Source organism: Bacillus sp. UNC125MFCrub1.1 (genome assembly GCF_000701305.1).
GTDB lineage: Bacteria > Bacillota > Bacilli > Bacillales > Bacillaceae > Bacillus > Bacillus altitudinis.
The window spans coordinates 213,399-239,343 of the sequence record NZ_JNIG01000010.1 but is presented as its reverse complement, the minus strand read 5'-3'; the positions used below and the strand labels follow the sequence as shown (position 1 = coordinate 239,343).

At 43.0% G+C, this 25,945-nt stretch carries 15 protein-coding genes and 1 riboswitch; of the genes, 10 read left to right on the top strand and 5 right to left on the bottom strand.

The features are described 5' to 3' along the window. Positions 1-3: 3 nt before the first annotated feature. Positions 4-819: a transporter substrate-binding domain-containing protein gene (locus tag N521_RS06360; protein ID WP_370529221.1), complete on the bottom strand. Its 816-nt coding sequence runs from the start codon at positions 817-819 to the stop codon at positions 4-6. Between the two features lie 238 nt (positions 820-1,057). Here N521_RS06360 and N521_RS06355 point away from each other — a divergent pair, with 238 nt between their 5' ends. Then, positions 1,058-1,387, top strand: coding sequence for a YckD family protein (locus tag N521_RS06355; RefSeq protein ID WP_008347851.1), 330 nt, complete (start codon positions 1,058-1,060; stop codon positions 1,385-1,387). 46 nt (positions 1,388-1,433) lie between these two features. On the opposite strand, the gene N521_RS06350 is transcribed toward N521_RS06355, so the two are convergent. Beyond that, entirely contained in the window at positions 1,434-2,198 is a 765-nt protein-coding gene (locus N521_RS06350) for an MBL fold metallo-hydrolase (RefSeq protein WP_008347848.1), read from the bottom strand. A gap of 115 nt (positions 2,199-2,313) precedes the next feature. Here N521_RS06350 and N521_RS06345 point away from each other — a divergent pair, with 115 nt between their 5' ends. Both N521_RS06345 and N521_RS06340 read left to right on the top strand, forming a co-directional pair. Continuing rightward, positions 2,314-2,733 (top strand): Lrp/AsnC family transcriptional regulator, encoded by a 420-nt coding sequence (locus N521_RS06345; RefSeq protein WP_008347846.1) that lies wholly within the window; start codon positions 2,314-2,316, stop codon positions 2,731-2,733. 24 nt (positions 2,734-2,757) lie between these two features. After that, positions 2,758-3,564, top strand: coding sequence for an AAC(3) family N-acetyltransferase (locus N521_RS06340; protein ID WP_025206721.1), 807 nt, complete (start codon positions 2,758-2,760; stop codon positions 3,562-3,564). 1 nt (position 3,565) lies between these two features. Here the strand turns inward: N521_RS06340 and comJ are convergent, their stop codons facing one another. The 3 genes from comJ to N521_RS06325 form a co-directional block, all read right to left on the bottom strand. Next, positions 3,566-3,952 (bottom strand): competence protein ComJ, encoded by a 387-nt coding sequence (gene comJ / locus N521_RS06335; protein ID WP_017366590.1) that lies wholly within the window; start codon positions 3,950-3,952, stop codon positions 3,566-3,568. A 137-nt stretch (positions 3,953-4,089) separates the two neighbouring features. Then, positions 4,090-5,787, bottom strand: a complete 1,698-nt coding sequence (locus N521_RS06330) for a methyl-accepting chemotaxis protein (protein ID WP_035390503.1) — start codon at positions 5,785-5,787, stop codon at positions 4,090-4,092. Between the two features lie 126 nt (positions 5,788-5,913). Beyond that, entirely contained in the window at positions 5,914-6,342 is a 429-nt protein-coding gene (locus N521_RS06325; RefSeq protein ID WP_007498233.1) for a NucA/NucB deoxyribonuclease domain-containing protein, read from the bottom strand. 368 nt (positions 6,343-6,710) lie between these two features. On the opposite strand from N521_RS06325, the gene N521_RS06315 reads away from it, so the two are divergent. The 7 genes from N521_RS06315 (at position 6,711) to N521_RS06285 (ending at position 25,926) form a co-directional block, all read left to right on the top strand. After that, the gene (locus N521_RS06315; RefSeq protein ID WP_035390501.1) at positions 6,711-8,780 is read left to right on the top strand and encodes a hydantoinase/oxoprolinase family protein; all 2,070 of its coding nucleotides are present in this window, start codon (positions 6,711-6,713) and stop codon (positions 8,778-8,780) included. Further along, a complete protein-coding gene (locus N521_RS06310; protein WP_035390499.1) occupies positions 8,770-10,755 on the top strand; it encodes a hydantoinase B/oxoprolinase family protein in 1,986 nt (661 codons plus the stop codon). Before N521_RS06315 ends, N521_RS06310 begins: the two co-directional genes overlap by 11 nt. Beyond that, entirely contained in the window at positions 10,752-11,837 is a 1,086-nt protein-coding gene (locus N521_RS06305) for an ABC transporter substrate-binding protein (protein WP_008347834.1), read from the top strand. The genes N521_RS06310 and N521_RS06305 overlap by 4 nt, the downstream gene beginning before the upstream one ends. 8 nt (positions 11,838-11,845) lie before the next feature. Further along, positions 11,846-12,937, top strand: a complete 1,092-nt coding sequence (locus N521_RS06300) for an ABC transporter ATP-binding protein (protein WP_025206726.1) — start codon at positions 11,846-11,848, stop codon at positions 12,935-12,937. Next, a complete protein-coding gene (locus N521_RS06295) occupies positions 12,937-13,806 on the top strand; it encodes an ABC transporter permease (RefSeq protein ID WP_008347830.1) in 870 nt (289 codons plus the stop codon). Before N521_RS06300 ends, N521_RS06295 begins: the two co-directional genes overlap by 1 nt. After that, a complete protein-coding gene (locus N521_RS06290; RefSeq protein ID WP_008347828.1) occupies positions 13,799-14,602 on the top strand; it encodes an ABC transporter permease in 804 nt (267 codons plus the stop codon). Before N521_RS06295 ends, N521_RS06290 begins: the two co-directional genes overlap by 8 nt. A gap of 368 nt (positions 14,603-14,970) precedes the next feature. Next, positions 14,971-15,063, top strand: a riboswitch (cyclic di-GMP riboswitch). 147 nt (positions 15,064-15,210) lie between these two features. Beyond that, on the top strand, positions 15,211-25,926 hold the full coding sequence (locus tag N521_RS06285) for a non-ribosomal peptide synthetase (protein ID WP_035390496.1): 10,716 nt from the start codon (positions 15,211-15,213) through the stop codon (positions 25,924-25,926). Positions 25,927-25,945: the final 19 nt, after the last annotated feature.

The following is a 25,945-nucleotide window of genomic DNA, read 5'->3' as shown; positions in this document are numbered from 1 at the left end:
CCCTTATTTAGAAATGTCGACATCTTCGACATCAACATCAATTTTCTTTGAGACGTCAGCATGATTAAAGAATTTCTCCGAAATCTTTTTCATGGTTCCGTCTTTTTTCATCTCTTTTAATACACGATTTAATTCTTTTTGAAGCTCTGTATTGTCTTTTTTCATCACAAACCCTTGTTCATTCGGCATGTACTTTAAGTCTGGATGGATCGTAATATTTAGCTTAGGGAATGCAGCAAGCGCCAGTGTTTGCAAGTAGTAGTCATTTAAAATGACATCTGTACGGCCGTTTGCAACATCCTTTAAATATTGCTCGTTTGTGGCATTATCATAGATGACTTCTTTTGCACCATACTTACGGGCAACATCCATATAAATGGTCGTTGCAGCACCTGCTGCTTTCTTTCCTTTTAAATCCTTTAGCGTTTTAATACCTGACAGATCATCTTTTCTGACGATAGCGGTTCCATAGGAGTATTTATAAGGTGTTGAAAAGGCGAACTTATCTTTCCTGTCATCTGTGATGTCGATATCGTTTGCAGCGGCATCCACCTGACCTGAATTAATGGCACTGAGCATACCGTCATAACCCATTTCTTTAAATTCTACTTTTACGTCAAGGCGCTTAAATGCTTCTTTGACGACTTCCACTTCATAGCCAGTCAATTGATCCTTGCCGTTCGATGTATCATGGTAAGACGTAGGATACAAGGTGCCTGAAGTAGCGACCACGATTTTCCCTTTCTTTTGAATCTGATCCCACTTTGATTCTCCAGACTGAGATGAGCCTGATTGATTGCAAGCAGACATGACAAGCATGAGAGCAGACACAACAAGCAGCACCCATATAGGTTTTCTATGATAAAAACGACTCATTTAAGAATCCTCCTCTATTTTTTATACAAAACAAAACATAGCACGCTTTTTCAGTTAGGACAACGTTTTCAGATGAAAAGCGAAAAAGTAAGAATATTATGTGCAATTTGATGGTGTGAATAATGTATAAAAAAGGAAAGGATGCGCAAATTAAAATCGAATAAAGGAGGGAACGACAGAGATGAAAAAAACAAGTGGTTTGATCATACTAACGATGGTGATATTATTTGGTTTTCAAGTGAATACGGCTCATGGAGAAACACCCCAAATGGAAAAGCGCCCCGTCACGCATCAAGTAAAATTAACGACAGAGCAACAAAAACAAATTGAAATACTTGAACAGCAAATTTTGTCTAAACGAAAAGAAGTGATCGAAAAATACGTTCAGTATGGTGTGTTAACGAAGGAACAAGGCACGCACATCACAAAACGAATGGATGAACATTACAATCACTTAAAAAATAACGGGTTTGTTCCATTACTAAAAAAACCACAGCACCATCGACCATAAGTTCAAGAAAACCGGCAGCAAGGTGCCGGTTTTTATTGTTTAAGTGTTAAAAGGTCAGCGTCTCACCATCTTGAGGGACAAAAATGGCCTGATCTGCATGATTCTCTTGAATGTAAGATGTTAATGCCGCTCTTGTTAATAAACAATGATTCACGGCTTCAAGGTGACAGGCGATGATTTGAGCTTGTGGTTGAGTATGGTGAATGTCTACAATCTCTTCCTTTGTCATCGTAATGGGATCTCCCTCTAAAAATTGGGCAGCCCCACTATTGACCACAATAATATCTGGCTGGCATGTATTCACAACCTCTTTCGGCTCATCACACCAAATGGTATCTCCTGCAATATAAAGAGTAGGCTCATCAGGATGAGAGAAAACAAAACCACTCACTTGTCCCATCCGTTTAGCGGTTTCTCCTGTCCCGTGCTGCCCGCCAGTTCGTTTGATATGAACACCGCAAACATCCATTTCATCTTCAATGCATGTAACATGCTGAAATCCAGCTTCTTTTACTTCCGTGCGATCTTTCTCTGATTGAGTATAGATCGGCAAAGTTTGAGCTAATCTCTTTTTTGCCTCGTCGTCAAAGTGATCTACATGTAAATGAGTAAGCAGGACAGCATCCGGCTGTAATATCTTGTCCAAATCAATGTTTGCAGGCAGATCCACAATTGGATTGTTTGCATGTTGATTGGCAGTATGCGGGAATGGTGGATAGGTTCCTTTTGCTGCTAAAAAGGGATCGATTAAAAATGTTGACGAACCATATTGAAGGTATAAAGTAGCATTACGAATGAGTGTTATTTTCATTAGAAGGCCTCCTTTTTTTCTCATTAAGTTTACAGTATATTAAAAGAGCCTCATGTGACAGAGGATCATGAAAGTCTTTCAGCGGAAAGACTTGATTTTTGAAAGAGGTGAGCTAATGCTAGACAAAACAGATATGGATATATTAAAAGAACTCTCAAAGAATAGCCGATTGACGATGAAAGCACTTGGTGAAAAAGTCCATTTAACCGGTCAAGCTGCTAAAAATAGAGTTTTAAAGCTTGAGGAAGAGGGGATTATTGAAGCCTATACCATTTCAATTAACTGGCGGACACAGCAGAACATCCAAACATTTTTGCAGCTCTTTACCCGAAGTTATGATCATGAACCGCTTTTATCGTTTCTCCATCAAAAGGAAGAAATCAAAAACCTGTTTAAAATAAGTGGAGAGGGCTGTTATATGGCTGAAGGACATTTCTCCAGTCATGATGAGCTTGATCAATTTTTAACGGAGCTAACAAAGCATGCAAATTATAAGTTGTCTATCGCTGTGAAACGTCTCACTCATCAAGAATAGATGAGGCGCAGGAGGAAATAACCGATGAAAAGATTAATTGAACATCAGGCTGAACCGATCACAAAGGAAAGAATCAAAGCGGATTTGGTTCAACTTGGTGTAAGGAAGGGCATGATCTTATGTGTCCACTCATCCTTGTCATCTATTGGCTGGGTGAATGGAGGAGCTATAGCCGTTATACAAGCTATGATGGATATTTTAACAGATGAAGGAACACTGATTATGCCGGCACAAACATTAGAGCTGTCTGATCCTGCTGATTGGATCAATCCGCCTGTTCCTTATTCTTGGTGGAAACCGATCAAAGACACGATGCCTGCATTTGATCCGGCTTACACAGCTCCAACAGCAATGGGAAAGGTAGCGGAGACCTTTTGGAAATACCCAGGCGTAGAAAGAAGCAATCATCCTCATTTCTCATTCACCGCCTGGGGGAAAAGGAAACATGAAGTGTTGAACCACCATGCGCTTCCTTATGGTTTAGGAGAAAATTCACCTCTTGGACGTATGTACGATCTTGATGCAAAAGTGCTGCTAATTGGCACGTCATTCGAGAGTGTTACAGCTTTTCACTTAGCTGAATATCGAATCTCACAGCAAGACCTCATGACACGAGGGGCCCCCATTTTAGAGAATGGTTGGAGGGTGTGGAAAGAGTATCAAGATATCATCACAAGAGAAGAACTATTTGAACAGATTGGTCGTGATTTTTTACAATCAGAATGTAGTTATAACCACAGTCAAATCGGGCTAGCCAATTCGTATTTATTGCCGATGAGAGAATCAGTCGATTTTGCAGAAAAATGGCTTGAGCAGTACGACCAGGCGTGATCTAAGCAGTCTGAAAATCAAAATAATAGAGATCTTGATCAGGGTGCTCAGATATATAGCAGGTGAGCTGATAGTCTCCTTTTGGAATGGAGAAAGACAGTACCTGTGCCATGACGCTTGTCAGATAAACATGATCACTTGAATGAGTAAATGGCACTGTGATGACTCTATTAACGGATGATGGAGGCTCATGGCTGTTTAATGTCACGATAATAGAAGCTTTTCCGTTATTGATGCCTTCAAAAGAAATACCTCGATCCCCAGTTGCGAATCCTTGAAGAATATCGTCATCTGTCCAATCAATCACAGGTGGCGTCGTGCTTCCAGTGTATACGGTGATTTGGTGATAGGAGATAGATAGGGGATACGTTTGATTTAAATCATTCATAATAGATAACTCCTTTATTCATAAAATTTGTCCAGCTTGGAATCATGTTGAAAAGTGAATGTTTGAAAGTAAGATAATTGAAGAGAATGTTAGGCAGCAAGACGATTGTCGCCGTCTTGCGCTACTGTATGAGGGATCTAGATGTGAAATTGCGAAACCATTTCTTTTAGGTCTCCTGCTAAATGGGCGAGAGCCTCTGATGAAGCTGTTACTTCTTCCATTGCTGCGAATTGTTCTTCTGTTAAACCTGCTACTTGTTGTGAATGTTCACTCGTCAGTTTAACGCCTTCTGTGATAGAGGCAAAGGTTTGCTTCGCATCATTTGTATAAGCTGCGATTTTTTGGGATGCATCTGATAAATGTTTAATGCCATCTGCCATTTCCTTCATTGACTGCTGAATGTCAATAAATGATTCCTCTGTATGAGAAATAAGAACAGCCCCTTGAGTCGCTTCCTCTCGTACTCGTTTAATGGCACTCGTCGAATGATTCATCTCTTTTTGTATTTCGGAAATGAGATGTGAAATCATGTTGGATGATGTTTGCGATTCTTCTGCGAGCTTCCTCACTTCGTCTGCCACAACGGCAAAGCCTTTTCCGTGTTCACCTGCGCGTGCTGCCTCAATGGCCGCATTAAGAGCAAGTAGATTTGTTTGGTTAGCGATATCTGTAATCACTTTGGAAATCTGATCAATCTCGGCTGAACGTGTTTCTAGCGCTTGAATTGCTGTACCGTTCTCTTCAATTGATTTTGCAATAGATGTCATTTGTGAATTAACTTCACCGATATTTTGTACACCTTTTTGGGCCATTTCTTGTGCGGACTGACTTCTTGTTGCCATTTGTCCTGCATTTTCAGTGATGTTTACCAGCTCGTTAGATACTTGTCTCATCGTGTGCTCACTAGCTGTCATTTGGGCTGATTGCTGTTCAGACGATTGAGCGACTTCTTGAATGGTATGGGTAATTTTTTCTGATGCTGCACTCGTTTCTTCTGCGCTAGCTGACAGCTCCTCAGAAGAGGTGGCTACTAATTCAGATGTTTTGATCACATTTAAGATGGTTTGATTTAATTTCTCACGCATCTTATTAAAGTGACCTGCCAGCTCAGAAAGTTCATCGCCTGTGTGATCTGTCACGTTGATGGTTAAATTTCCTTCGCCCGCACTCTTAATAGCAGATGCCATATGTTTGAGACGTGTCTGAATCCGCTTTGTGAAAATAGAAATAATGATAACAGAAACAATTAAACTTAACAGTAGGACCGTGACAAATTGAATAAAGAAAGACTGAAGCATTTGTGAAATCATGCTTTGATTTGCACCGGTATAGAAAATACCAATCGTTTCCCCTGTATCATTTTTGATGGGCATATAAGCCGTTTGGTAGTCTTTCCCGGCAACATTGGCTGTTCCGTAATAATTCTCGCCTTTATCCAAAACAGCGGCCTTTACTTCAGGTGAGACTTCGGTTCCTACAGCTCGTTTCCCGTTTAACATGACATTTGTGGCAACACGGGTATTTCCTTGGAAGATCGTGATTGTATCACCAGTATATTCGGCTAATTGATCAACCAATGTGTCATGGTTATTGATTTGAGTATTTCCTTTGTAAAGCTTGCCATCTTTTATCTGCCACGAGCCAGCAACCTTTTCAGTTAGATAAGCGTATCCTAGCTTTAGATCGCCTTTTGCTTTTTCGGTGGCCATTTGCTTAATGTTCTCTGTCATTTCGCGGTTCACTACATAACCAACCACTGCTGAAAATACGATGAGGACACTTAAAAAGATCAGCATTATTTTGGCGCCAAGCCTCAGTTTTCCTTTTTTCTTCATGCTTTTTACTCCTTTAGGTATAAGGTAGGGTATCCCTCCTTAAAGATTATCGGCATGAAAAAAATGTTTGATATACGTGAATGCACTTACACAGAAATTTTTGTTATGAAAAAAGGAAAGATCGTGCTACTCGATAATAAATTGGATTCTTGTGCCATCAGGATCATCTGATAATTGATGACTTACCCAAGAGCCTGCCCCCCTATTATCCGAAGGACGTACATATTTGACAGAAGCCCCTGCTCCACCTTCTTTACACATCGCCATTGGCCATTCATCACGATCATAACCACGCTTTGTTGGAATGCCATGAAGTGATTTGTCTCTTTGCTCATCACTATTTTTTCGATCAATGGTGCAAATGGAAGAATGACCTTCGTCAATAGCTTCTTCTATGTGCTTCGCGGTTTCTGGATATCGATCTGATGGAAAGTGAATGGTTTTGTCATAAGAAGAGTTTGTCGTCTCTTGTTTATGTTGCCCTAGTTGGACATAGCCTGTCGCTATACCAATGACAATCAATAAAAGCAAGAGAATGGTTTTAAGAAGTTTCATAGATGCTAGCTCTCTTTCTCTTTAGCGTATTTTGTAAACAGAAGTATAGCAGAATTACTTACCAATTTCTCCTCGTTTTGAAAAAACGTCTTTTAAAGTTCGAAAAACGTTTTTTACCTGTTTATGCTCTTTTCCTATTTGAACAAAAATCACAAAAATTTTAATTTTGCTGCTCATATTACAATTCTGCTTATGTAAAATGGCTTTATCACAGGTTTTTAGGCTAATTTCAAGATTTTAACACACAGAAATTTCAAAAAAATAAAATTGACTAGACCGATATGCTTTAATAATATGGAGTCAAATATCAAAAAATGTCGTAATTTATCAAAATATGATTCCATTTACATTGCAGGAGGGAAGTACAAATGGCGGATGTCTCTTATCGGCTCGGAATAGACATAGGTGGAACATTTACTGATTTATCGCTGATGAATGAAGCAACAGGGGAGCTAACTGAACTCAAGACACCTACAGTGACAGATGACCCAGCTCAAGGAATAATCAATGGGCTAAAACTTCTAAAAGAAAGAGGTGTCGATTTATCCAAAATCCAATATCTCGTACACGGCATGACAATCGGTCTTAATACATTATTGCAGAGAAAGGGAGCAGATTTAGCCCTTTTTGTAACGGAAGGTTTTCAAGACATTTTGTCATTACAGCGTTTACGTCTACCCATTCCTTATGACTTCAATTCTCAATTGCCAGAACCATTGATACCACGAAAACATGTATATCCAATCTCTGAAAGGCTCATACACGATGGTTCGATCAAAAAACCTCTCCAACTGCAGCAATTAGATGATGCTGTCCAGCAGGTCATCTCTAAAAAGCTAGCAGGCATTGTCATTTCTTTTTTACATAGCTATCAAAATCCAGTTCATGAATTACAGGCAAAAGCCTATATTCATCATCATTACCCACAGTTAGATGTCCTGACATCTTCAGAATTATGGCCACAAATGAGAGAATATGAGCGGACAGTGATGTCTGTTGTCAATTTGTACATTCAACCAAAGGTGAAACAATATTTACAAACGTTGAAAAACCGTTTGAAAGAAGAAGGTGTACCAATTTCTCCATACATTACCCAATCAAATGGTGGTTTAATGGATGCAGAAAGTGCAGCCACTTCACCCGTTAAAACACTTTTTTCTGGCCCGGCAGCTGGTGTAATTGGTGCGGCAAGAATTGCAACATCTGCAAATGAACCCAATTTAATTACGTTTGATGTTGGTGGCACAAGTGCAGATATCTCGATCATTCAAAATGGGCAGCCTACAATGGCTCAATCGAATCAGCTTTCAGGATTTCCGATCATTCTTCCATCTGTTGCAATGTATTCGATAGGGGCTGGCGGAGGTTCTGTCGCATGGCTTGATCAAGGCGGGCTTCTTAAAGCAGGACCGGAATCAGTTGGCTCGCAGCCTGGACCGGCTTCGTATGGAAAGGGAAAAAAAGCTGCTTTAACCGATGCATTTCTCATATGCGGTTACCTCAATCAAGATCGGTTTGCCGGAGGACATTTACAATTGAAGCGGTCTGCAGCGGAAATAGCCTTTCAGCCAATTGCTGATCAACTTCATAAAACGGTCGAACAGGCGGCTGACCAGTTGATTCAAGTGGCTGTTGCCAATATGTACACAGAACTAAGCAATGTCATGGAGCAGCAAGGGTTTGATCCTAGAGATTTTAGTTTGCTAGCATTTGGCGGGGCAGGGCCTGTTGTCGCGAATTTCCTTGCGAGAGAAATTCATGCGAAAAATGTGGTCGTCCCTCCAAGTCCAGGGACATTATGTGCGCTAGGTGCACTTACAGCCGATTTTATCCATGATGCTGTGTTGTCTAAGAAAATCTGCTTACAAGACTATACGCTTGACGAATTAAAACAAGATTATGAAATGCTTTCTCGCAAAGCAACGGGTTGGTTCAGCCAGCAAAACATTCAACATATCAAACAAACGTCCATTTTGTTATTAGCAGATGCCCGCTATCAAGGACAGGCATTTGAGATTGAATTGCCATTATCGGTGGATTGGCTAAAGCAGGAACAAGACGTCTATCATCTGATTGAAGCTTTCCACAGCCTACATGAGCGTCAATATGGCCATAGAGATGATCAGGCGAACATTGAATTTACTCATTTGCGAGTTCGGGTTATAGGTGAAACGCCTCCACTGCCTTTCTCTCCTGTTGATGAAAGCAGCGGACAGCCTTTAATACCACAATCATACAGACGAATCTTTATAGAAGAAAAAGAGTACGAAGCATCTGTTTACAATCGGAGTACTTTGTCATTAGGCGCTGTTGTGAAAGGACCTGCCATCATTGAGCAAGATGATACGACAACATTGATTTTGCCAAACTGGGCAGGCAGCATAGACCATTCAGGAAACTTGGTGATTTCAAGGGAGGCGGCTTTACATGGGAACTGATCCAGCAAAGCTTGAGATGATGAGGAGTTATTTTAATGCAATTGCATCAGGCATGGGACATGTCATTGAGCGGACATCCTTTACAACATTCGTAAAAGAATCGGCGGATTTTGCTACAGCATTAGCCACGCCTTCTGGAGATTTCTTTGTTTACCCAAAAACAGTCGGTGTCACGATCTTTTTAGGGCTGAGTCTCAAAAAAGCGATTGAAGAAAGCGGACCGATGCAGCCGGGTGACATTATCATCACAAATGATCCTTATACGACAAACGGTTTAGCGACTCATTTGCCAGATGTCCATATCATCAAACCCATTTTTATAGAAGATGAAATTGTCAGCTATGCCTGGTCTTTTGTTCATGTAAGTGATGTGGGAGGTCTTGTCCCTTCAAGCATTTCTCCAACTGCAACAGATGTTCATCAGGAAGGATTAAGAATTCCACCAGTGAAAATCTATGAAGGTGGAAAAGAGAATCAGGTTGTTCGTACCTTTTTAAGAGCTAATAGCCGGGCGAGTCATTTAAATGATGGCGATATTAATGCGATGATTGCCGCTGTTAATACAGCAGAAATCAGACTAAAAGAAATGATCGAGAAATTCGGAAAAAACGAAGTGAAGCAAGGAATGATTGATCTGCTGAAGCAAGCAGAGGATCGCGCAGGAAAAGTCATTGAAGCCATCCCTGATGGAACGAGTGAATTCGCTGATTACTTGGATGATGATATGATTTCGGACGTGCCGATCCGATTAAAGATCAAGCTGACGGTCAAAGGGAAACAGCTGACACTGGACTTCTCTGAGTGTGACCCGCAAGTTAAGACAGCTTTTAATCTTGTCACCAATGGTCAAAAGCACTCCTTTTTATATCAAGGGTTGATCAATTACATTATTAGTAAAGATCCTTTTATTCCGATTAATGGTGGGATTACGTATCCGATAGACGTGATTTCACCTAAAGGAACGCTTGTCCATCCAGAATATCCGGCTTCTGTCGGTATTCGGCATTCCATTACAATGAGACTGTATAATGTCGTGCTAGGTGCTATTGGTAAGCTGTTGCCTGAAGCAGTGCCGGCGGCAGGTGCAGGTCAATCCGCTATCGTCGTTCTCTCTGTTCCTGATGATCAAACAGGAGGCAGAAAAATGTCTGTGGTCGAACCGTTAGGCGGAGGCGGCGGTGCTCAAAAAGGGACTGATGGAGTAGATGGAATTGATCATTCGTCAGGATTTTTAAAAAATACACCCATTGAGAGCTTGGAACAGCATATTGATATTCATGTACACCGATATGAACTGTTGCCAAACACAGGTGGAGCAGGGGAACATAGAGGGGGACATGCGATTGGTTTAGAATTTGAAATGATCAAGCCAGAATCGATGGTGACGGCACGAGGAATGGAACGAATGAAGTTTCAACCTTGGGGGTTAATGGGCGGACGTGCAGGAGCAATTGGTGAGGTGAAATTGACCAAACCAAATGGGGAGACACAAAACCAGCCGAAAATTGATGTCATGCGTCTTGAAAAAGGCGATATTGTTCAATTGGTTTCACCAAGTGGAGGAGGATGGGGGAATCCATTTGCTAGAACGAAAGAAAAAGTCCTTCATGAAGTGGAAGCAGGGCTATTAAGTGAAGAAAGAGCACTTCAGCAATATGGCGTCAAAGTCTATCGAGATCATAATGAATGGAAAATTGATGACGAACAGACGAGCAGGCTTCGTGAAAAGATGAATGATGCTGATGCTGTCGCTTGGGATTTTGGAAAACAAAGAGCAGCTTATGAGAAAGTGTGGACAGACGAAGCCAGCAGTGAGCTTGCTGTGCAGCTTCGTTCATACCCAGCAAATGAGCGTACGCACTATAAACATGCGGTTCATTCTCATTTTAGTCATAGACAAGAACCGTTAACAAAGATGGATATTATTCAAGCACTTCATCAGTTGAATCAACAAAAAGGGGGAAACGAATTATGAAAAGAAGATTAATGACCATATTTGCAGGTGTCCTATCCATCATGATACTGCTGTCTGCATGCGGTGGAAATGGGCAGGACCAAAGTAAACAGCAGCAGACTGTGATCGTTGGTGTCTACGGAGGGGATTGGGAAAAGAATATTAAGCCAATCCTCGAAAAGTTTGAAAAGGATACAGGCATTAAAGTACAAACGGTCTCTGGGGCAGATTCTGAATGGTTTACAAAATTAAAAGCATCTAATGGTAAAAATCCACCGTATGATTTGCTTATTTTACAGCCTGATACGATTCAAAGAGGTATTGCGGCAAACGTTCTTGCGCCTATTGATGAAGATCAAGCACCGAATGTGAAAAAGCTTTATCGTTCTGTTCAAAAGAAACTCACTGTTGATGGAAAACAATATGCAGCAGGCTTTAGTATGGGACAGCTTGGAATTGCTTATAGAAAAGATCTTGTCAAACAGGAGCCAAACAGCTGGACAGATTTATGGAGCGATCAGCTGAAAGGGAAAGTGGCGATTTCTTCCCCAACTTATTCAGCGGGCTTACAATTTTTCTCTGCACTTGTCCATGCTCAAGGAGGGACAGAATCAAATCCTAAGGATATTGATAAAGCATTTAAAAGCCTAGCACAATTAAAAGGGCGTGTAGCTGCTTTTCCTGATAACCCAGGGTCTATTCAAACGCTGTTAGAACGTGGTGACGTGACGGCAGTTCCATATTGGGATGGCCGAGCATTTGCACTTGAAGAAGAAGGGATGGATATTGGATTCTCATATCCGAAAGAAGGCGCTGTGGCAGCAGTTGCGAGCTGGGCGTTAACAAAGGGAAGTCAGCATGAGGAAGCGGCTTATAAGCTATTAAACTACCTTAGCGGGAAAGAAGCTCAAGAAGCCTTCTCAGAAAAATCTTACTATGGCATGTCGAATTCTGATGTGAAATACGGAGACAAAATTAAGGGGAAAGTGAAGGTTGGCGAAAATTATTATAGCAAGCTGACTTGGGTAGATTACGAAACAGCGACCTCGGAGCTCGGTCAATGGACAAATCGATGGAATGAAGTATTAGGCGGAGGAAAATAGGTGATCGCATGAGTGGAATCAATTTAGAACATATCAGCCAGCATTTTGGCGAGCAGATTGCTCTTGATGATGTCAGTCTTACGGTAAAAGAGGGAGAGTTTTTCTCCCTTCTTGGCCCTAGTGGCTGCGGAAAATCAACTTTACTCAATATCATTGGTGGTTTTTTAGAACCGACAAAAGGAGTCGTCTATATTGGTGATCAGGATGTGACGACTTTACCTCCTTATCAAAGAAAAACGGGGATGGTCTTTCAAAGCTATGCACTTTTCCCACATCTCACCGTATTTGATAATGTTGCATATGGGTTGAAGGTTCAAAAGAAAAAGAAGGCGGAAATCAAGCAAAAGGTGATGGAGAGTTTGTCTCTTGTTCAATTAGAGTCATTTGCCAAACGTATGCCGCACCAATTAAGTGGAGGTCAGCAGCAACGGGTCGCCATTGCACGGGCACTTGCCATCCAGCCTGCCGTTCTTCTTCTGGATGAACCACTCAGTAACTTAGATGCAAAACTAAGAAAAAATATGCAGACGGAGCTGCGAAATATTCAACGGAATGTCGGGATTACGACTATTCTTGTGACGCATGATCAGGAGGAAGCCTTAAGTCTTTCCGACCGAATTGGGATATTAGGTGAGGGGAAAATTCAGCAGATTGGGACACCTTTAGAAGTATATCGTCAGCCAAATAATCGTTTTGTTGCTGAATTTATCGGACAGGTCAATCTATTTGAAGCGGAATATGATGAAGTTACTTCCACATACACTGTTCCACATTTCATTCAATCAAACGGGAAGCAAGTTCAGCTAAAAGTTGCCGCATTTAAAGAGAAGAGCGAGAAGCATTTACTCATGCTGCGTCCTGAGAGAATCAAGTTATCTTCTGTCGGGGAGGAAGTTCAGCCAAATCATGTCACAGGCGTGTTGGCAGATGTCAGTTATATTGGGCACTCTTTACGTTTGGTCGTTGGGCTTAATCAAGGTGAAATCATTGTCCATGCATCAGACGCAGCATTTCCCGAGCTGCCTCAAGTTGGAGAAACTGTGCATATTCATTGGCAGCCTGAAGATATTGTGTTCTTAGATTCGAAGGTGCATGCGTGATGCGAATCAAAAAAAAGAATCAGCGCTTTCATTGGTTTATGCTGCTGCCAGCTTGTTTGTTTCTAGTTGTATTCCTTCTTGCTCCGCTTGTGATGATGTTTGTCCTCAGTTTTCGTGATGTGGATTCGATGATGAATACGTTACAATCCTATAGTTTGTCTCAATATTTACATGTATTTACGACAGATGCATATGTGAAAGCAATTGGAAGTACTGTGTGGGTGGCCTTACAGACAACGGTGATTTGTTTATTGATGGCATATCCAGCAGCTTATGTGCTAGTGAAAGCACCTCACCCAAGATTGCGGGCTTTTTTCTATATCTTACTTGTATCGCCGCTTTTGACGAGTGTCGTCATTCGGACATTTGCATGGATCGTTCTTCTTTCGCAAAATGGCTTGATCAATGGCATGCTGATCGATTTACATCTGATTGAGAAACCGTTATCGATGCTGTGGAATATGAATGCGGTCATTATTGCTTATGTTCAAGTGATGCTGCCTTTTGCAGTGCTGCCTATTGCAACGAGCTTAACTGATATGGACCGTCACTTAAGACCGGCTTCTATGAGTCTTGGTGCTGGTCGTATTCGGACATTTTTTCATGTGACCTTGCCGCTTACGATTCCAGGCATGATCACCGGAGCAATTATTGTCTTCTCACTTGCAGCAGGAAGTTATATTACTCCTCTGCTAGTCGGCGGACGGATGCAACCGCTCTTGCCACTGTCCATTTATCAGCAGGTCATGCAGGTGTATAATTTGCCTCTTGCCGCTGCGATGTCCTTTACTTTATTGATTTGTGTGCTAGCGGTCGTCAGTCTATTAAGCTATCTATTGAAGCGTTGGGAGGCGAGGATGCATGCGTAAAAAATCAATAAGTGACCGTTTGCTTTCGGTTCTGATATGGACCGCAGGCTCACTCGTTTATCTCTTTTTAACCGTACCTGTTCTTGTCATTGTTCTTTCTGCTTTTAGTCCGAATGCTTTTCCTGAATTCCCGCCGACTTCGTTTTCCGTTCGCTGGTTTCATGAGGTCGTGTCGAATCCAGAATGGATGGAATCTTTGCGTATCAGCGTGATTCTGTTATTGATTGTGACGCCGCTTACTGTTCTTTTAGGAACGATGGCTTCTTATGCTTTAGCAAGGCTTTCCTTTAAGGGAAAGGAAGCTGTTCAAGCCTTTATTTTGTCACCTCTTATGATTCCTCAGGTGGTATTAGGGATTGCGATGCTGTATTTGTTTACGGCTATGGGTTTTACAGGGTCTTTGTGGGCATTAGTCATTGGGCATGTCATCATTGGTTTTCCTTATGTGGTACGAACCGTGGGTGTCAGTGTTTCAAATCTTGATCCACGTCTTGAGCTAGCTTCCATGAATCTTGGTGCAGGGCCCATACGTACTTTCTTTCGTGTGACACTGCCCTTGATCAAGCCTGGTATTATCGCAGGTGGGGTGTTTTCTGCTGTGACATCATTTGGTGAAATCTCGATTAGTTTGTTCGTTTCTTCACCTCAAACCATTACGATTCCCGTGAGGACGTTTAATTACATTGAGCAAACTTTTGATCCGAGTGTCAATGCGATATCTGTCATATTTATTATCATTTCTATCATTGCGTTGCTCATTATTGAGAAAACGATTGGTCTGTCTAAGGTGATGTAAATATAATGAAGAAACAAGGAGCTGTCATTTGAAATGACAGCTCTTTTTGTATTGTTTTTTATGGTAAAAATATTCAAAGTTTTATGGAATGTAGTTCTTAAGGTTTAAGAAAATGCGAGGCGTGATAGGAGACCTCTCTCCTACATTTTCGGTCATATTTGAAAAATTTAAGGAAAAACATGAAATTTTTGCGGTAATTGGTCATTTATTTTCGGTGGAACGCAACTATTATTAGTTATTTTCGGTAAATATCGTAAATTATGATGTGATCCCTTCGGCATAACGCATGAATCTTTACACCCATTTTTCGGTGAAAAAAACAATAATTTCATATAAAGTGGACGTAAATAGAAAATATCTAAAAGAAAAGAAGAAAAAGGCAAATCTATGGAAACATAGAGACGCAAAGCCATGTCCTAAGGTAAAAGTTGCTTTTTTACTATGGTCGGCAGGTTACCGAATCAAAATGGGAGTCCCTCCGTTTTATTCGGGGTGGGCTCCTTTTTTGTTATTCCGTCTATTTTAATGAAATAGACTTGGTTCTTTTGATATAGAGGGTGCAGGGTATCACAGTTGGTGGAGAAAACATAGAAGAGCGGAGGATGAGAATGAGTACAGTTTATTACCCCTTAACACATGCGCAAAAGCGAGTATTCTACACGGAAAGATTTTATCCAGGCACAAGTATTTCTAATTTGGGTGGGTTTGCCAAGTTAAGATCGGTATCAGGTCTAAATCCTTCTTTGATCGTGGATGTGCTTCAAGCGTACATTCGTGAAACTGATTCTCTTCGTTTAAGGCTGGTGTATCGACATGAGCAGGAGGAGCCCGTTCAATATATCAAGCCATATGAAAAACAGCCGATTCGTTTGGTGAAAGGCTGGAGTGAAAAGGAAGTCAGAGCGTGGGCGAACGAGGAGATTCGTGAGCCGATGGAACTGATTGATCGTTCCTTAATTGAATTTACGGTCTTTCAAATCAGTGATCAAGAGTGCTGGCTGTTCTGTAAAGCACATCATATTGTGGCTGATGGTATTTCAATTATCTTGATGGGAAATCGAATCATTGATCTATACCATGACATGCTGCAGGGGACAGACATCTCCCCAATTGAAGACATTTCCTTCGTTGATCACATCATGAGTGAGCAAACGTATGAATCTTCTAAACGTTTTCAGAAAGACCAAGCTTTTTGGAACGAGCAATTTTCCAATATTCCAGATTTCGCTTCTTTAACACCGCATAAAGGTTACGAGATGAGCTTACATGCGGAGAGATTTTCAGGGGATATTCCTGATTCTTTAAAGGAGAAGCTTCGAGTCTTTTGTGAAGAAGAGAAAGTCAGTATGCTTTCTATGTTTATGTCCGCTGTCTATATTTACTTGCACCGATTTAGCGGCATGGAGGATGTGGTCCTTGGAACTTTTATGGGCAATCGGACAAATGCAAAGGAAAAAAAGATGATTGGGATGTTTGTGTCGACCATTCCGATGCGCGCATCTGTGCAAGGATCCCTCACGTTTCTTGATTTCGTGAAGCAGGTCATGGCGGATCAGATGAAGATCTTGCGTCATCAAAAATATCCTTACAATGTGCTCATGAATGATTTAAGGGAAAGAGATGGATTTACAGGACGCCTGTTTGATATTTCTTTAGAGTATCAGGTCATGCAGTGGCAGAAAAAAGAGAATCTTTCGTTCATTACGGAGCCGATTTTTAGTGGAAGCGGGATGAATGATATATCGATTCATGTGAAAGACCGCTGGGATACAGATACATTGACCATTGATTTGGATTACCGTACAGACCTATTTAGTGAAGATGATATGAGTAAGCTGTTTGATCGATTGATCATTTTGCTGGAGGCGGCAGTCTCTCAGCCAGATCAGCTAATTGGGGCTTTCTCTTTACTGCCAGCAGATGAACAAAAGCAGCTGCTTCAATTATCTAAGGGAGAAGCATTTGATTTACCAGGAGCGAAACCAGTTCACCACTTATTTGATGAGGCAGCTAAAAAGTATTCAGAACGGGCAGCTGTGGTTGCGGAAAATGGAACGTTCACTTATGGAGAGCTGTATCAAAAAGCGGACAAACTGGCACGATTTTTACAGATGAAAGGTGTCTCGGGTGATGTGCCAGTTGCCGTTTTAATGGAACGGACGGCAGATGCGATGGCTGCCATTTTTGGGATATTAAAAGCTGGTGGTGCATATGTACCGATCGATCCGGCATTACCTGAGGAACGCATTCAATTTATTGTAGAAGATTCCGGTGCTTCTATCGTTTTAACAGAAGAATCGTTTGTTCAGCGATATTCATCTATTGCGGAAAAAATGATTGTCCAGCAGCATATGGAATTAGAAGATCGTCCGCTGCCTGAGCTGATCGATCAGACGACATCACAGGATTTGGCTTATCTCATTTATACATCGGGTACGACTGGAAAGCCGAAGGGAGTGATGATCGAGCATCTTCAGCTGCATCATTTGGTTCATGCCCTGCATCACGAAGTGTATGAGGGGGCAAATCAGCTTCAAGTGGCGCTTCTTGCACCGTTCCATTTCGATGCATCTGTTAAACAAATCTTTGCTGCTCTTTTATTTGGACATACGCTTCATATTGTGCCTAGAGAAACGACACGAAACGGTGTACAGCTAGCGACTTATTACAAAGAACAACAAATTGAAGCAACAGATGGAACGCCAGCACATGTGCAGCTTTTACTTGCAGCTGATTTGGACGGGCTTGCACTGACTCATATGCTGATTGGGGGAGAAGCACTCCCTGCGAAAGCAGCGCAGGCGCTGATTGAAGCTGTGCGTGTCAGCCAGCCGGATTTTGCCTTGTGGAATGTGTATGGTCCGACAGAAACGTGTGTGGATGCGGCGGTTCACCGTCTAGATCTCAGTGAGCTGCAGAAGTCACCAGAACAGCGCTATGTGTCAATTGGAAAGCCACTGGGCCATCACCGGATTTATATTTTAAATGAACATGAACAACTACAGGTGCAGGGAGCTGTGGGAGAACTATGCATTGCGGGAATAGGAGTTGGACGGGGCTATGTGAATCAGCCTGAATTGACGGAGAAGGCATTCAGACCAGATCCATTTTTTCCTGAAGACCGGATGTATCGCACAGGTGATGTAGTGAGATGGCTTCCAGACGGCACAATTGATTACCTTGGAAGAATAGATGACCAAGTGAAAATAAGAGGTTACCGCATCGAAACAGGTGAAATTGAGGCAGTCATGGAGCAGGTAGACGGAGTCGATCAGGCTGTCGTCCTTGTCGTGGATGAACCGGACGGTGGAAATGCTTTAAGTGCTTACTATCAGGCACGACAAGAATTTCTTTCCGTGGACACCCTGCAAGCCGCTATCAAACATCAGCTGCCAGCTTATATGATGCCGCTTTATTTCAAGCAGCTTGAGGCATTTCCACTAACAGTTAGCGGGAAAGTCGACCGGCGTGCGCTTGCTGCATTAAAAGGGGATAAGGCTGTCAGTGCTGTTTATGTAGCGCCTAGAAACGATGTAGAAACGAAGCTTGTTCGTTTGTGGGAAGACGTTCTTCATCAAGAGAGCATAGGTGTGTACGACTCATTCTTTGACCTAGGCGGGCATTCACTCAAAGCGATGAAAGTTCTTACACTCGTTCAGCGGGCTTTTCAAGTGGAGGTCCCTTTATCTGTTTTATTTGAACAGCAAACAATTGCAGCACTTGCTGTTTATATTGAACAAGCGGAAAAGTCTTCACAAGTGGTCATACCGAAAGCACCGACTGCCGCCGATTATCCACTGTCACCAGCGCAGCAGCGTGTTTATATGGTGACTCAGCTGGAGCAGAGCATCGCCTATCATATGCCTGCCGTTGTGAAATTAAGAGGAACGCTGCAACGAGAGAAGTTGGAGGGAGCTTTTGAAAAATTGATCGCACGTCATGATATGCTGCGCACTTCTTTTCATACAGTCAAAGGAGTCCCTCGTCAGCGGGTAGCTTCATCCGTTCCATTTCAAATAGAACAGGTGACAGGCAGCACGATGGAAGAGAACATGCGTCAATTTGTCCGACCTTTTCAACTTGAGCAGGCTCCGCTTTTGCGTGTTGGGCTTCAGTCTTTACATGATCAGGAGCATCTTCTCTATTTCGATATGCATCATCTGATTTCAGATGGTCTTTCAATTGATTTGATGCTGCGTGAGCTGTCTGACGCATATGAGGGATTAGTGAAAGCGCCATTGAAGCTTCAATATCAAGATTATGCTGTTTGGCAAGAACAACAGGCAGAGCAAGGCGGGCAAATAGATGAAGCATTCTGGCTGAAAGAATTTTCAGGAGATATCCCTGCTTTGCAGTTGCTAACGGATTATCAGCGTCCGGCTGTCCAGTCTTTCGCTGGAGACCGCGTTCTCAGAAACATCGATGAGACGTTAACAGGCCGTTTGGAGGAGCTTGCAGCGAATCATCATACGACGCTGTATACCGTGTTGCTTTCTGCTTACTATACATTGCTTGCAAAATACACAGGTCAAAAGGAGTTTGTAGTGGGGACGCCAACAGCAGGCCGGGTGCATGCAGATTTGAATGACATGATCGGCATGTTTGTCCAAACACTTGCTTTACGTTCAGAGGTAGATCCGAACGGTTCAATGACGCAGTTGATTGAGCAAGTAAAGGAAAAGACGATGAGGGCGTTTGAGCATCAGCAATATCCATTCGAGCGGCTGCTTGAAAAGCTAAATGTGCAAAGAGATTTTAGCCGCCATCCATTATTTGATACGGTCTTTACTCTAACGCCAGATCATTCAACAGCCCAGCATATTGGAGAGATGAAAGTCGAAGTCGAGGAAACCAATTTCCATATTGCAAAGTTTGATCTCACACTTCAAGCGATGGAGTCAAGTCATGGTCTTTCCTTTGTTCTCGATTACAGTACGGCGTTATTTAAACGAAGTACTGCCGAGCAGATGCTCAAGCATTATGTTTATCTTCTGGAGCAGATGGTCGAAATGCCGGAGCAAGCGATTCAATCATACCGCTTACTGTCTGAACAAGAAGCAGCGGCTCAATTGAAGATGTGGAACCCGTTACCTACGCCATATCCTGTGGAAGAAACCATTGTGACGCAATTTGAATCGCAAGTGCAGCAGCATGGTCATCAGCCTGCTTTGCAATATAAAGATGAGGTTCTTTCTTATCAAGAGCTGAATCGCAGAGTGAACCAGCTGGCTCATTATTTACGTGAACATGGTTTTGAAAAAGGGATGACAGCGGCTTTATTCTTTGAACGTTCCAATGAGATGGTGTTGTCGGTTTTAGCTGTGCTAAAGGCTGGCGGTGTCTATGTGCCAATCGATCCTGACTTCCCTGATGAGCGCATCAAGCACTTTTTGACAGATAGTGGTGCACAGTTTGTCCTGACCCATCAGGTGCTGCGTCATCGCTCTGTGCTTACTGCGTTTGAAGGGAAAATCATAGAAACAGAAGATCGAGCCGTTGATCAGCAGTCAGAGAGCAATCCAGTTGTATGTGTTTCGCCTTTGGACTTGGCGAATTTAACCTATACATCTGGTACGACAGGCAAACCTAAAGGGAACATGGTGACGCACCGGAACATTTTGAGAACAGTGAAGCAGTCGAATTATCTCACCATTCATCATGAAGACACGGTGATGAGCATTTCAAACTATGTATTTGATGCATTTATGTTTGATGTGTTTGGCGCTTTATTGAACGGAGCGAAACTCATTGTTTTGCCAAAGGATCACATTTTAAATATGAATGAGCTTTCTGGCGCGATTGAGAAGGAAAAAGTCAGTATTTTAATGATCACGACCGCTCTATTTCACTTACTGATTGATATGAAAAAAGGCAGCCTGAAAAACGTCAGAAAAGTGCTGTTTGGCGGGGAACGTGCTTCTGTGCCGCATGTTGTGGCAGCCCTTGAAACGGTTGGAGAAGACAAACTTATTCATATGTATGGACCTTCTGAAAGCACGATTTTCACAACGTATTATCCGGTGAATCACATTGAAGAACAAGCACTATCGATTCCGATCGGAAAGCCGGTGAGTCAAACGGCTGTTTATATTGTCGATGAGTTTGGACATGTGCAGCCGCCGGGAGTAGCTGGAGAGCTTTGTGTCGCAGGTGACGGACTGGTCAAGGGGTATTATTGCCAGCCAGAGTTAACGAGCGAAAAGTTTGTTGAAAATCCTTTCCGACCTGGTGAAGTCATGTACAAAACGGGCGATCTCGCACGATGGCTGTCAAATGGAGATATTGAATTCATTGGGCGAATAGATCATCAAGTCAAGATTCGAGGTCAGCGTATCGAGCTTGGCGAAATTGAACACCAGCTATTGCAGCATCCGCAAGTGAAGGAAGCTGTTGTCATTGCGATATCAAATGATACATTGTGTGCATATTTCACAGCAGAAGGTGCTGTTTCACTGTCGGATTTACGTGAGCAAGCAGGACGAGAACTCCCTGTTTATATGATGCCAGCTTTCTTCATGCAATTAGACGAGCTGCCACTAACGGGGAATGGCAAGGTAGACAGACGGGCATTACCGGTACCTGATGTAAGTGAGCAGGCGGCAAATGAATACGTCCCACCTCAATCAGATACAGAGCGTATATTGGCACATATTTGGCAGGAAGTTCTTGAAGTTCCGAAAATCGGCAGACATGATCATTTCTTTGAATGCGGAGGTCATTCACTGCGCGGCATGAAAATGTTGAACAGGCTCTATGAAGAGATGCATGTGGAATGTACGTTGAAAACATTATTTGAATCACCCACTTTAGAGGCGTTTGCCCATGCGGTGGATCAAACAGATCGAACTGAAATCAGACGAGTGGAAAAAGCGGAAGAAGCGGCTGTTTATCCTGTGACATCTGCTCAGAAAAGATTATTTGTTCTGCAAAAAATGACAGATGCCGAGCAGAGCTATCATATGCCAGCTGCTTTAAAGCTTGAAGGTGTATTTGATGAAAAACGATTTAAAAAAGCCATTGACCAGCTTGTTCATCGCCATGAAGCATTCCGTACGAGTTTTGACTTCGTTCAGGGTGAACCTGTTCAACGAATTGAAACGAATGTTTCTGTGAACATTGAAAACATCGAAGGGGAAGGCCGAGACATTCAGCAATTAATGAATGATTTTATTCGTCCATTTGATGTAGAAAAAGCGCCGCTGCTCAGAGTGGGGCTTGTGTCTGAATCGGAGAGTGTTCATTATCTGTTGATTGATATGCACCACATCATTTCAGATGGTGCGTCTGTCGGTATTTTAATTGATGAGCTATCGATCTTGTATCGAGGAGACGAACTTGATGAATTGCCTATTCAATATAAGGATTATGCGGTCTGGTCAAACAGTGAAGAATCTCTTGTACAAAAAGAGGCTGAAGCGGCGTTTTGGTTGGAACAATTACAAGGAGAACTGCCTGTTTTGGCGTTGCCTGAGGATCTTCCGAGACCAAAGGTTCAGACGTTTGAAGGGGGCCGCGTCGAATTCTCTATAGACGGTGCGCTTAAAGCGCAATTGGATGAGCTGGTTAGATCACTCAACGGTACAACGTATACAGTGCTGCTTGCTTGCTACAGTACGCTTTTAAGCAAGCTTTCGAGACAAGAAGACATCATGATCGGTTCTCCAGTGGTGGGCAGAACCCATCCTGATATTCAATCAGTCATCGGCATGTTTGTGAATACGCTGGCACTCAGAACAAAACCAGAAGGACACCAGACATTTTCTCAATTTGCGTCAACAGTTCATGAGCTTGTGTTAGCGGCAAATGAACATCAACTTTACCCATTTGAAGAATTGGTGGACCAAGTACAAACGGTTCGCGACACAAGCCGTCATCCGATCTTTGATGTGGTGTTCTCGATGGAAAATGCAGATATCCGTGACCTGTCGATGGATGGACTTCACATTGTTCCACAATCATTCAATGAGAACATAGCGAAATTTGACTTAACCTTAACTGGAAACGAATCTGACGATCAAATCGAGCTTGTGTTTGATTTTAATTCTTCTATCTTTGAACGGTCGTCGATTGAGAAGTGGAAGGAGTATTTCCTTTACTTGATCGAACAAATGGTGTCAGCACCAGATCAATTATTAGATCAGATGCAATTATTATCACCAGCGCAGCAGCAAAAACTGCTTGATGATTGGTCCGGACCTGTCCTAAATGTCCCGACAGATCAAACGGTTCATGCATTGATTGAGGCGAAGTCACAGGAAGTATCTCATCAAAAAGCCGCTGCCTTCTGCGGCACAAGCTGGACGTATGAAGAACTGAACAACCGGGCGAATACAGTCGCCGCAAGACTCATTTCCAGCGGCACAAAACCGGGAGACCGCATCGGCATTCTCACGCGTCCATCGCTCGAGATGACAGCCGCTGTTCTCGGGGTTCTCAAGGCAGGTGCGGCATTTGTGCCGATTGATGCCGATTATCCAGCGCAGCGCATTGCCTACATGTTGGAAGATTGCGGGGCAGAGGTCCTTCTGATTCAGAAAGGGCTCACTGCACCACGTTCTTTCACAGGTCATACCCTCTTCATAGAAGAGGCAGTAGAAGGAGAAGCACACGAGATTCAGGTTCCTGTCAAACCAACGGATCTCGCCTATATGATTTACACATCTGGAACGACTGGACAGCCGAAGGGTGTCATGGTCGAGCACCAGTCTCTTGTCAATCTTGCTTTTTGGCACAATGATGCTTTCCAGGTGACGAAACAAGACCGAACCGCCAAATATGCCGGCTTTGGCTTTGATGCCTCCATTTGGGAGATGTTCCCGACGTGGATCGCCGGCGCAGAGCTCCATATCATCGACGAAGCGATTCGCCTCGATATGATCAAGCTCAATTCGTATTTCAATCACGAAGGCATCACCATTGCATTCTTGCCAACACAGCTATGTGAGCAGTTTATGTCGATGGACAATCATTCTCTCCGTTACTTACTGACAGGCGGGGACAAGCTAAAACAGGTGAAGCCCGTTCCATACAAACTCGTCAATAACTACGGCCCAACAGAAAATACGGTCGTGGCGACAAGCGGGATCATTGATCCAGATCAAGGCACGCTTCCTATCGGAACAGCGATTGCCAATACTCGTTTTTACATTATGGGTTCGTTATATGACCTCTCGCCGCAAGGCGTACCGGGTGAGCTCGTGATTGCGGGGAAAGGACTGGCAAGAGGCTACTGGAATCTCCCAGAGGAAACGGACAAACGGTTTGTCCCAGATCCATTTTATCCAGGAGAGCGCATGTACCGTACAGGTGACTTGGTGAAATGGACAGAGGATGGCGAACTGATCTACCTCGGCAGAAAAGACCATCAAGTGAGCATCCGCGGATTCCGTATTGAGCTGTCAGAAATTGAAGCGCAGCTCCTTGCGCTGGATTCAGTCCAAGAAGCCGTCGTGACAACGGTCAAAGACGCAAGTGATCAAGACGCTCTTGTCGCTTACGTCATCACAGATAAAGAAACGGGCACTTTGAAAGAAAGCCTAAAGCGCACCTTACCTGAATATATGGTGCCATCATGGATCATTAAGCTAGCCCAACTGCCGATGACGGCAAATGGCAAAGTGGATCTCAAAGCACTGCCAGCACCTGATGTGGAAGCGAATCAAACAGCATACGAAGCCCCAAGAGATGAAGTGGAAACACTGCTTTGCGGCATTTGGGAAGATGTGCTTGGCGTCAGCCAAGTCGGTATTCACGACCATTTCTTCTTCCTTGGCGGAGATTCGATTAAAGGCATCCAAATGGCAAGCAGACTCACGCAAGAAGGCTGGAAGCTCGATATGAAACTACTTTTCCAATACCCAACGATTGCGGAGCTTCGCCCATATATCGAAGAAGCGGACCTTCTCACAGCCGATCAGTCAGCTGTCGAAGGAGAGGTTATTTTAACACCTATACAGCGCTGGTTCTTTGAACGGAACTTCAGCAGCCAGCATCATTGGAATCAGTCCGTTATGCTCCATGCGGCAAATGGTTTGGATGAAGCGCTTGTCAAGCAAGTGCTCGAGCAGATGATGACCCATCATGATGCTTTGCGATTGGTTTATCCGATAGAAGAAGGACGCATCATCCAGCGTCATCGTGGAGTAGACGAAAACGATGTAGCGGTGGACGTGATAGAAGTACAAGGAGAACGATCACAGCAAATCGAGCACGTAGAAAAGCTGGCAAATGAAGTGCAGGCGAGTATTTCTTTAACAGAGGGACCGTTAGTCAAACCTGCGATTTTCCGTACGGATCATGGAGATCACTTATTGCTCGTTGTACATCACCTTGTCATTGATGGTGTGTCATGGCGTATTTTCCTTGAAGACTTCATGGCTCTTTATGAGCAGGCGAAGCGTGGGGAAGAGCTGACACTTCCTGAAAAAACACATTCATTCCAAGCATATGCCCAGAAGTTGACGGAATATGCAGTGTCAGATGAGCTGCTGGCAGAAAGGGACTATTGGAAAAAGGTACTTGGGCATTTAACTGCACCTCTGCAAAAGGATCATGTTACAGAGGATCAAAGAATGCTGCATACAAAAACCATTCGCTTTACGCTGTCTGAGGAAGAAACACGCAGTCTACTGACAGAAGTACATGAGGCGTACCATACGGAAATCAATGACATTTTGCTAACCGCTTTAGGATTGACCCTGAAAGAGTGGACAGGAGAAGACAGACACTTTATTCACCTTGAAGGACATGGAAGGGAAGACATCCTTCCGGCGGTCAATGTGTCGCGGACCATCGGCTGGTTTACGAGCATGTATCCTGTGCTACTTGATTTGTCGCATGCGGAGGATCTTTCGTATCAAATCAAGCTTTTGAAAGAAGAGCTCAGACACATTCCGAACAAGGGAATCGGCTATGGCGTTTTAAAATACTTAACGCCTGACAAAATGAAGGACGGTCTCGCATTTGATGTCACGCCAGATATCAGCTTTAACTATCTTGGTCAGTTTGATGAACAGATTGGCGGGGGTGAACTAAGTCGATCCACTTGGCAGGCAGGTCAATCATTAAGTCCAGAATCAGAGAAACCTCATGCATTAGATATTGTTGGTTTCGTAGAACAGGGCTTGTTCCATATGACGATTTCATATCACCAGCTTGAATTCGAAGAGCAAACGATGGAGCAGTTCAAGGACCTTTTAGAAAAGAACGTGAAGGCACTCATCTCACATTGTGTATCACAAGATGAAGCGCAAATTACACCTAGTGATGTAGGAGACGATGACCTGACCATGGATGAACTTGAAAAGCTAATGGATATATTTTAAGCAAACGAAGAGGTGGACT